This window comes from Corallococcus sp. CA047B, from assembly GCF_003612065.1.
Lineage (GTDB): Bacteria > Myxococcota > Myxococcia > Myxococcales > Myxococcaceae > Corallococcus > Corallococcus praedator.
Genome location: NZ_RAWD01000091.1, coordinates 1 through 9,153, shown reverse-complemented (window position 1 = coordinate 9,153; position 9,153 = coordinate 1). Strand labels below are relative to the sequence as shown.

Sequence of the window (9,153 nt, the reverse complement as noted above, 5' to 3'; positions counted from 1 at the left end):
TGGCGAGCCCGGGGCCGGATCCGCCGCTCAATCACTCAGGCGGAATTTCCCCGTCGGCGTTCTTCCGCACGGGCATTCCGGCCGGTGACCGTGGCCAGCACGCTCACCAGCTCCGCGGGATCGATGGGCTTGGGCACATGCATCTGGAAGCCCGCGAGCAGCGCCCGGGTGCGGTCCTCCATCCGGGCGAAGGCCGTGAGCGCGATGGCCGGCGTCTGCCCACCCTGGTCCACGGGCAGCGCGCGCAGCCTGCGGATGAGGGAGTAGCCATCCTCGCCGGGCATCCCGATGTCGGAGAGCACCACCTGGGGGCGGAAGAGCCGCAGCTTTTCGAATCCCTCCCGGGCGCTGGCCGCGGTGATGACCACGGCCCCACGGCCCTCCAGCACCACGGAGAGCAGCTCCCGGGCATCGGGCTCATCGTCCACCACGAGCACCTGGAGACCCTGCAGGACCGTCATCGGCAGGAGGGGGATGTCCAGTCGCGCGGTGGACGGCAGGGGCAGCTCCACCTTGCCCGTCGTGGCCTTCGCCAGGGGCAGGGTCAGGGTGAAGCGCGAGCCCTGACCCTCACCCTCGCTGAAGGCCTCGATGGAACCTCCGTGCAGGTCGGTGAGGTGCCGCACGATGGCCAGCCCCAGTCCCAGTCCTCCATGCTTGCGCGTGGAGCTTCCGTCGACCTGCCAGAAGCGCTCGAAGATCTGGGACAGGTAGCCCCTGGGAATGCCCTGGCCCGTGTCCTCCACGTCGATGCGGACGTTTCCCTCCGCCCGTCGCAGGCGCACGGTGACCTGTCCACCCTTCGGCGTGAACTTGATGGCGTTGGAGAGCAGGTTCCAGACCATCTGCTGGATCCGGTCGGAGTCGCCGTGGAGGGAACCCACGTCCGGGGAACGGTCGGAGTGCAGCGTCACGCCCTTCGCCTCGGCCGCGTGGCGCACCGAGTCCAGCGCGGCCTCGATGCAGTCGCCGGGATTCACCGTCTGGATCTCCAGCCGCAGCTTCCCGGTGATGATCCGCGACACGTCGAGGAGGTCCTCGATGAGCTGGGTCTGTACCTGGGTGTTGCGCTCCACTGCTTCCAGGGCCCGCGCATGCTTCTCCGGCGCCAGCTGTCCCGAGCGCAGCATCCGCGTCCAGCCCAGCATGGCCATCAGCGGCGTGCGCAGCTCGTGGGAGACGGCGGCGAGGAACTCGTCCTTGGCGCGGTTGGCCTGTTCGGCGACCAGGTGCTCGGCCTTGGCCATCTCGAACAGCCGGGCATTGTCGATGGCGATCTCCGCCCGTCGCACCAGCTCCTGCACCAGCTCCAGGTCGCGCACGGTGTAGCGGCGGCCTGGACGCGATGCGCACACCTGGAGCACGCCGAAGACCCGACGCTGCGCCCACAGCGGGACGACGAGCCACGAACCCGGCCGGAGTTGCCCGTCGGAGCCCAGGGCCTCCACGGAGCCCAGGGCCTCCTGGAGGTGTTCATCGGTGAGCTCGGGCTCCAACTCGGCCTCGCCCGTGCGCAGCACCTGGGAGATGCCCCGGCGGGCGGTGGCAGGAGGAGGGAACTCACGGTGCAGCTCCCGCAGCAGGGGCACCCGCGACGGATCCGCATGGGCCACCATCGCCTGGCGCACGGGTGCGTCATCCTCCAGGAGGTAGACGGCGCACCAGTCTCCCAGCCGGGGGAGGATCAGCGCGGCCAGTCGCTCCAGGGTGACGGACATCTCCAGCGAGGCGGTGAGCATGGTGCTCGCCTCCGCCATGAAGCTGAGCGTCTCCGCCGCGCGCTTCTGATCATCGATGTCCGTGCACGTGCCCAGCCACTGGATGATGCGACCGTGCGCATTGCGCAGGGGCACGGCCTGGATGAGATGCCAGCGGTAGGCGCCGTCCGAGTGGCGACGGATGCGGCCTTCGCACTCGAAGGACGTTCCCGACTGGCGACTCTCGCTCCACTGGCCGAGGAAGCGCGGGATGTCATCCTGGTGGAGCACTTCGCGGGCCACATGTCGCTCCTTCGAGGTCTCCTCCCGTGAGCGTCTGGCGCGCAGGCCGGTGTAGTCGTACCAGCGTTGGTTGAAGTAGTCGGGGCGTCCGTCGGGGCCGGACGTCCAGACGATCTGCGGAAGGGCCTCCGCGAGTGCCCGGTGCTGCTGCTGCGCCAGGTGCAGCCGCATGGCCTGACGCAGGCTCTGCCCCAGGTGTTCGGCGGTCAGCTTCGACTTCGACAGGTAGTCGGAGGCGCCCGCCTTCATCAGCTCGACGGCGGTCTGTTCGTTCCCCTGGCCGGTGAGCACGATGATGGGGGAGCGCGGCCCCCGCCTTCCCAGCTCCCGCAGGACCTGGAGCCCATCCTCTCCGGGCAGCAGGAAGTCCAGGAGGATGATGTCGAAGGACTGCTTGCCCAGGTGCTCGAGCGCTTCGGCGCCGCGGGTGGCCTCCACCACCTCCGCGACGATGGCTCCCTGGCGCAGCAGCCGCCGGACCATGAGCCGGTCGACCTCGTCGTCGTCGACGAGCAACAGCCTGAGCGCTTCACCCGTGTCCGGAACATCCATGGGGCGCGAAGGCGCCGGAGCATCACTCACGAGCGTTCCGCCTCGATCCGCCGGGGCCAGGTGAAGTGGAAGGTCGCGCCCTCGGACGACTCGACCCACACGCGACCGCCCCGGCTTTCGACCAGCTTCTTCACCACGCACAGGCCCATGCCGGAGCCCTCGACCTTGTCGCGCGCGACGAGCGTCTGGAAGGGGGCGAAGATCTTCTCGTGGTACGCGGGCGCGATGCCCGGACCGTTGTCCGTCACCGAGAAGTGTTGGAAGCCCTGCGCCTCCCGCGCCTCGACCCGCACCCTCAGGCCCTCGCCGCGGGCATGCCTCAGGGCATTGGAAAGAAGGTTCAAGAAGACCTGTTGAAGCGGAAGTCGCTCGGTGAAGAGCGTCGGCATTTCGGTGCCGACCTCGAGCCGTGCCGTGTCTCCATCCGGAAGGCGCGCCATCACCGTGTGGATCAGGACGCCCACGTCGACGGTTTCGGGTGCGTGCGAAGCGCGGCCCGCGCGGCTGAACTCGAGCAGCCCGTCGAGCATGGCCTCCATCCGGTGCACCCGCCCGCGCAGCAATTCCATCTGCCGGCGCGACTCCTCCCCGAGCCGGGGTCCCAGATCCTCCTCGAGCCACTGCGACAGGTTGGCGATTCCGCGCAGGGGGGCCTTGAGGTCGTGGCTGGCGACGTAGGCGAACTGGTCGAGGTCGGCGCTGTTCCTCCGCAGGGCTTCGCGGAGCGCATGGACTTCAGCAATGAGGGCTTCTTTCGGCTTCTGGGTGTCGTCCATGAAGAGGAATCCAGCGTGGGCTGCTGGCGCTCTCGACGCCGGCGGCCCCCATGGAAGCAGCCGCCTATCAAGGCAGAGCCCGGGCCGGTGCTGGGATCCTCAATCCGCGTCCCGGTTGGTTGGAGAACAGAGACCTGCGTGCCCGCTTGGAGTGCGGCCGAGCAGGCATCCTCCCGCGTGTCGGGAAGGAAACAGCGGGGGGCCATCCGTTGCCTCGAGCAGGAATGTGAAAGCTAGAAGGGCGCCGCTCGGGCTCCTCTCGAAACGCAATTGTCCCAAGCTCGAAGGACCCGGATGAGCGCTCCCACTGTTGGCGACAAGAGCGACAAGACCTTGAACATCCTGCTCATCGAGGACGACGAGGTGGACGTGATGAACGTCCGCCGTGCCTTCAGCAAGAACCACATCGCCAACCCGCTCTACGTGGCCTCCAACGGCCTGGAAGGGCTGGAGGCGCTGCGCAACGGGACGGTGCCGGAAGGGCGCCGGCTGGTGCTGCTGGATCTCAACCTGCCGAAGATGAACGGCATCGAGTTCCTGCGCGCGCTGCGAGCGGATCCCCTGTTGCGGACGACGTCGGTGGTGGTGCTCACCACCTCCGCGAACGAGCGCGACAAGATCGACGCGTACGATCTCAACGTCGCCGGCTACCTGCTCAAGCCGGTGACGTTCCTGAGCTTCGTGGAGGTGATGGCCACGCTGAACAAGTACTGGACCCTGGTGGAGATGCCCTGAGTGGTGACATGCGAGACCTGAACCCCAGCGGCCTTCGCGCGGACGGACAGCTCCTCCAGGACGCACCCTTCCTCACCGGGGACGGGGAGATGGCGCGGCGCATGCGGGAGTTCGACTGGGCAAGCTGCCCGGTGGGCCCGGTGGAGCAGTGGCCCCAGAGCCTGCGCACGGCGGTCAGCATCTGCCTGTCGTCCCGGCACCCCATTGAAATCTGGTGGGGACCGCAGTTCGCGCGCCTCTACAACGACGCGTACCGCCCCATCCTCGGCGTGCACAAGCACCCGCAGTTCCTGGGGCGCCCTGGCTGGGAGTGCTGGGGGGAGATCTGGGACGTCATCGGTCCCATGCTCGAAAGCGTCCGCGCCACGGGCAAGGCGACGTGGTCGGAGGACTTCCCGTTGATGATGTGGCGCAACGGGTATCTGGAGGAGACCTACTTCACGTTCTCCTACGCGCCGCTCTGGAACGAGGACGGCTCGGTGGGTGGCATCTTCTGCGCCTGCGCGGAAACGACGCCACGTCTGCTCAGCGAGCGCCGCCTGCGTCTGCTGCGCGACCTGGGCGCGCAGACGGCGGCCACGGCCACGGTGAAGGAGGCCTGTGAGCATGCGATGAAGACGCTCGGGGCGGGCATCGCGGACGTGTCGTTCGCGCTGCTCTACCAGCTCGCCCCCGAGGACGCGGAGCCCACGCTGTCGGCCTCCATGGGGTTCGTGGGCTCCGAGCAGCTTGCCGTGGCGGAGGGGAGCACCTGGCCCTTCGCGGAGGTCGTCCAGACGCAGCGCCTTGTGCGCGTGGCGCTTCCGGAGGCGCACGCCCCCTGGCCCGGAGGTGCGTGGCCTGAACCGTCCCGGGAGGCGTTGGTGCTCCCGCTGTTCCGTTCGGGAGAGAGCACGCTGCAGGGCTTCCTGGTGATGGGGGTCAACCCGCGGCGCTCGTTGGATGATGCGTACCGGGACTTCTTCGAACTGGCGGCCGGCCATGTCGCGACGACGCTCTCCAGCGCGCGCGTGTTCGAGGAGAGGACGCGGCTGCTGGCCCGGGAGCAGGCGGCGCTCGCGGAGGCGGAGCGGCAGCGCTCGCGGCTGGAGACCCTCTTCCTGCAAGCCCCTGCGGGCATCTGCGTGCTGCGAGGAACCGACCATGTCTTCGAGTTCGCGAACGCGCGCTACATCGAGCTGCTCGGCGGTCGGGACGTCGTGGGCAAGCCCCTGCGGGAGGCGCTGCCGGAGCTGAAGGAGGTCATCGTCCCGTTGCTGGACCGGGTGTACTCCACGGGAGAGCCGTTCTTCGGCAACGAGCTCCAGGTGCCGCTGCGTCGCACGGAGCAGGTCCAGGACTACTTCTTCAACTTCATCTACCAGCCCATCTACGACCCGTCGGGGACCATTGAAGGCATCTCCGTCATCGCCTTCGAGGTCACGGAGCAGGTCCACGCACGCCAGCGCTCCGAGCGGCTCACCCAGGAACTGGAGGCGACGAACCAGGACCTGGATCAGTTCGCCTATGTCGCGTCCCATGATCTCAAGGCGCCGCTGCGAGGCATCGCGAGCCTGTCGGAGTGGATCGAGGAGGGGATGGCGGACAAGATGAGCGAAGAGACGCGCCACCAGATGGGGTTGCTCCGGGGACGGGTGCACCGGCTGGAGGCGCTGATCAACGGCATCCTGAGCTACTCCCGCGTCAGCCGGACCCGGGAGAAGCTGGAGACGGTGGACGTGGGGGCGCTGCTCGCGGAGAGCCGGGACCTGCTCGCGCCGCGCCCCGAGGCGAGCATCGTGATTGGAGGGGGAATGCCCACGCTCCAGGTGGAGCGGGTGCCGTTGCAGCAGGTGTTCCTGAACCTGATGAGCAACGCCCTCAAGCACGCGGGCCGGACGGACGCGAGGATCGACATTGCCTGCGCGGACGCGGACGACTTCTACGACTTCACGTTGAAGGACAACGGGCCGGGGATCGACCCCCGCTTCCACGACCGCATCTGGGGCATCTTCCAGACGCTGGAGGCGCGCGACAAGGTGGAGGGGACGGGGATCGGGCTCTCGGTGGTGAAGAAGATTGTCGAGACGCGGGGAGGGCGCGTGGCCATCGAGTCCGAAGTAGGGGCGGGGGCCACGTTCCACATCTACTGGCCCAAGCGTCCCAGGGGGCATGTGTAGCCCCCGGGTTCTTCATCCGGGCTTGCTCACCCCCAGGCTGCGACGCACTTCCAATCCTGGCGTCTCCGCCAGCTTGACCACCAGGGCCGCGACGCTCTTCCGGGACACCTGGCTGCCTTTGAAGGGCTGGCCCTTCTGGGTGGTCTGGTAGTCCGTCTCATCGTCATGGGTGAACCAGGCGGGCCGCAGGATCGTGTAGTCGAGGTCCGAGGCCTCGATGACCGCGGCCGCCCGTCGATACGGCTCCAGGATGCTGCCGTACTTCTCTCCGGGGACTTCATCGTAGATTCCCATGGAGCTGATGAAGATGAGGCGCTTGAGGCCCGTCGCGTCCATGGCCTTCACGATGTTCCTGGCCATGCGCTCCAGGTCGCCCGCCAGATTGGCGTAGACGACATCCTGTCCGGCCATGGCTGTCTTCAGGCTTTCAACATCCAGGACATCGCATTCGATGATGCGCATGCGCTCGGGATGGGTGTTCTTCAGCCGGGCCGCGTTGCGCAGGCCGAGCGTCAACCGGGCCTGGGTTTCCTTCAGGAACAGGGCGGTGGCGTGACGGGCAATTCCGCCGTTCGCTCCGAGGATCAAGACATTGCTCATGGGTGAAGCTCCGTTCTTGCTGTTCATTGTTCGCTCAGGCTCAGCAGCCCCTCGGAGAGCCTGGCCCCTTGCAGCTTGATCTTCGCGGCGGCGAGGTCGATTTCGCGGAGGTCGTCGCGGGTGAGCACGACGTCCACCGAGGCGAGGTTCTCGTCCAGGTGCTCCAGCTTGTTGATGCCGGGGATGGGCACGATCCAGGGCTTCTGGCTGAGCAGCCACGCGAGGGCAATCTGGGCAGGCGTTGCCTTCTTCCGCGCCGCGAACTCGCGGAGCATCTCGACGAAGGCCAGGTTCGCCTTCAGCGCCTCCGGGGCGAAGCGAGGAAACGTGCTTCGCAGGTCGGAGCTGTCGAACTTCGCGTTCGCGTCGATCTTCCCCGTGAGGAAGCCCGTGCCCAGCGGGCCCCACGGCACGAAGCCGATCCCGAGTTCCTCGCATACCGGCAGCACCTCCGCTTCGGGCTCTCGTGTCCACAGCGAGTACTGGTTCTGGACCGCCGTCACGGGGTGGACGGCGTGGGCCCGGCGGATCGTCGTCGCGCCGGCCTCCGAAAGGCCGAAGTGCTTGACCTTGCCCTCCTGGATCAGCGCCTTCACGGCGCCCGCCACCTCTTCGGTGGGCACGGCCGGGTCGACACGGTGTTGGTAGAGCAGGTCGATGTGGTCGGTCTTGAGGCGCTTGAGCGAGGCCTCGACGACCTGCTTGATGTGTTCAGGCCGGCTGTCCACACCGGTCTGGGCACCCGTGGAAGGGTCGATCTTGAAGCCGAACTTGGTGGCGATCACCACCTGGGCGCGCAGTGGGGCGAGCGCCTTGCCAAGCAGTTCCTCGTTCGTGAACGGGCCATAGGCCTCGGCCGTGTCGAAGAACGTGACGCCGCGCTCGACGGCCGTCCGGAGGAGCGCAATCGCCTCCTGCTGCTCGGTCGCCGGGCCCAGATTGGCGCTCAGTCCCATGACACCAAACCCGAGCGCCGAGACCTCCAGGCCGCCCTTTCCCAATCTCCGCTTTCGCAGGGTCCGTACTCCTTCGTGATGGGGTCAGGCCCCGTTCACCAGGAGAAGTACGCCGCGATGTCCCGGATGACTACGCGCGGTCAGTCCAATGGGCTCTTAAGCAAGGCTTCACAGTGAGCACCCGCTCCTTGAGGAGGTGGCCCGGCCACGCGTAGGACTTCTGCGGGTGGCCGGTCAGCGCGTCCAGTGGGTCCCAGAGCGTTCCACCTGGAGGCTTGCTGACGCGCACCGGCACTTGACGTGCAATCTCCTCCCCAACTCGCGCAAGTGCCGGTGGTGCGATGACGCGCGTCGGTCCTGGTGCCAGAGGCACTGGCGCGACCGCCCGACATGCGTGGCCGTGCCGTCACGGACAATGCCAGATGCATTATGCGCGGTAAGACAAGTTGGAGGCCGTAGGAGGGTGCTGGCATGATGGTGGGCCGCGAAAGAATGGGGATGCGTCGATGCCGCCGGTGCAGGTGAAGAATCGTCAGGAGCGACTGCTGGGAGCCATCCACCTCTCGACGATGGAGGGGGTGGAGATAGGGCCGCTCGCCAGTCCTATCGTCACGCGTGACGCTGGGCGGATTCTCTATGCCGACCACGCGAGCACCGAGGTGCTCCGGCGCAAGTACGCGGGGCACGGTTGGGACACCGCGACCATCGTGGACGTGGACGTGGACCTTTCGTCGCGAACGCTGTCCGGTGCGCTGGGCGACCGGCGGGTGGACTTCGTGCTCGCGAGCCACGTCATCGAGCATGTGCCGGACCCCGTGAGCTGGCTGGGGGACCTGCGCGAGGCGTTGCGTCCCGGCGGCGTCGTCTCGCTGGCCATCCCGGACAAGCGCTTCTGCTTCGATGCGAAGCGTCCGGAGAGCACCCCCGGGGAGCTGGTGGACGCCTTCCTGTCGCGCCGCACCGGGCCCACCGTGAAGCAGGTCTTCGACTTCTGGGCCTGCTACTGCCAGGTGGACGCGCAGGCCATGTGGAGTGGCGCCATCGACGCGGAGCACCTTCCGTGCTCCGGCACGCTCCAGAATGCGCTTGAGAAGTCTCGGGAAGCGGTGGCGGCAACCGGCTACACGGACGTGCACTGCTGGGTCTTCACTCCGCGCTCCTTCCTGGAGGCCGCTGCCACCCTGGCGGAACTGGGGATGTTCCCGTTCCAGCTCGCGGACTTCGCGTCGACCCCTCCAGGGGATATCGAGTTCTTCGTCAGCCTGAGGCGCGTCGAAAGCGAGGAGAGCGAGAGTGAGCGGGCCCTCCGCGTGCAATCGCTGCGCGCCGCTGCGCTCGAAGCGGCGTCGGCGCCCGGCCCCGCGCGGCCCCAGCC

General features: G+C 67.7%; 7 protein-coding genes. 3 read left to right on the top strand and 4 right to left on the bottom strand.

Going from position 1 to position 9,153, the window contains the following annotated elements; genetic code table 11:
* Positions 1–35: 35 nt before the first annotated feature.
* Positions 36–2,582 carry a response regulator gene (locus D7X74_RS16440; protein ID WP_147446584.1) on the bottom strand — a complete coding sequence of 849 codons (2,547 nt, stop codon included), beginning with the start codon at positions 2,580–2,582 and terminating at the stop codon, positions 36–38.
* Positions 2,579–3,328, bottom strand: a complete 750-nt coding sequence (locus D7X74_RS16435) for an ATP-binding protein (protein WP_120533918.1) — start codon at positions 3,326–3,328, stop codon at positions 2,579–2,581. Before D7X74_RS16435 ends, D7X74_RS16440 begins: the two co-directional genes overlap by 4 nt.
* Positions 3,329–3,622: 294 nt before the next feature.
* Here D7X74_RS16435 and D7X74_RS16430 point away from each other — a divergent pair, with 294 nt between their 5' ends.
* Together D7X74_RS16430 and D7X74_RS16425 are read left to right on the top strand one after the other, a co-directional pair.
* Positions 3,623–4,063: a response regulator gene (locus D7X74_RS16430; RefSeq protein WP_120533917.1), complete on the top strand. Its 441-nt coding sequence runs from the start codon at positions 3,623–3,625 to the stop codon at positions 4,061–4,063.
* A gap of 8 nt (positions 4,064–4,071) precedes the next feature.
* The gene (locus tag D7X74_RS16425; protein ID WP_120533916.1) at positions 4,072–6,222 is read left to right on the top strand and encodes an ATP-binding protein; all 2,151 of its coding nucleotides are present in this window, start codon (positions 4,072–4,074) and stop codon (positions 6,220–6,222) included.
* A 12-nt stretch (positions 6,223–6,234) separates the two neighbouring features.
* On the opposite strand, the gene D7X74_RS16420 is transcribed toward D7X74_RS16425, so the two are convergent.
* Positions 6,235–6,822, bottom strand: coding sequence for an NAD(P)H-binding protein (locus D7X74_RS16420; RefSeq protein ID WP_120533915.1), 588 nt, complete (start codon positions 6,820–6,822; stop codon positions 6,235–6,237).
* Between the two features lie 23 nt (positions 6,823–6,845).
* Positions 6,846–7,838 (bottom strand): aldo/keto reductase, encoded by a 993-nt coding sequence (locus D7X74_RS16415; protein WP_120533914.1) that lies wholly within the window; start codon positions 7,836–7,838, stop codon positions 6,846–6,848.
* 446 nt (positions 7,839–8,284) lie between these two features.
* Between D7X74_RS16415 and D7X74_RS16410 the strand changes: the two genes are divergently transcribed.
* Positions 8,285–9,153: class I SAM-dependent methyltransferase (locus tag D7X74_RS16410; RefSeq protein ID WP_147446583.1), on the top strand; the 869-nt coding region annotated here is incomplete at its 3' end.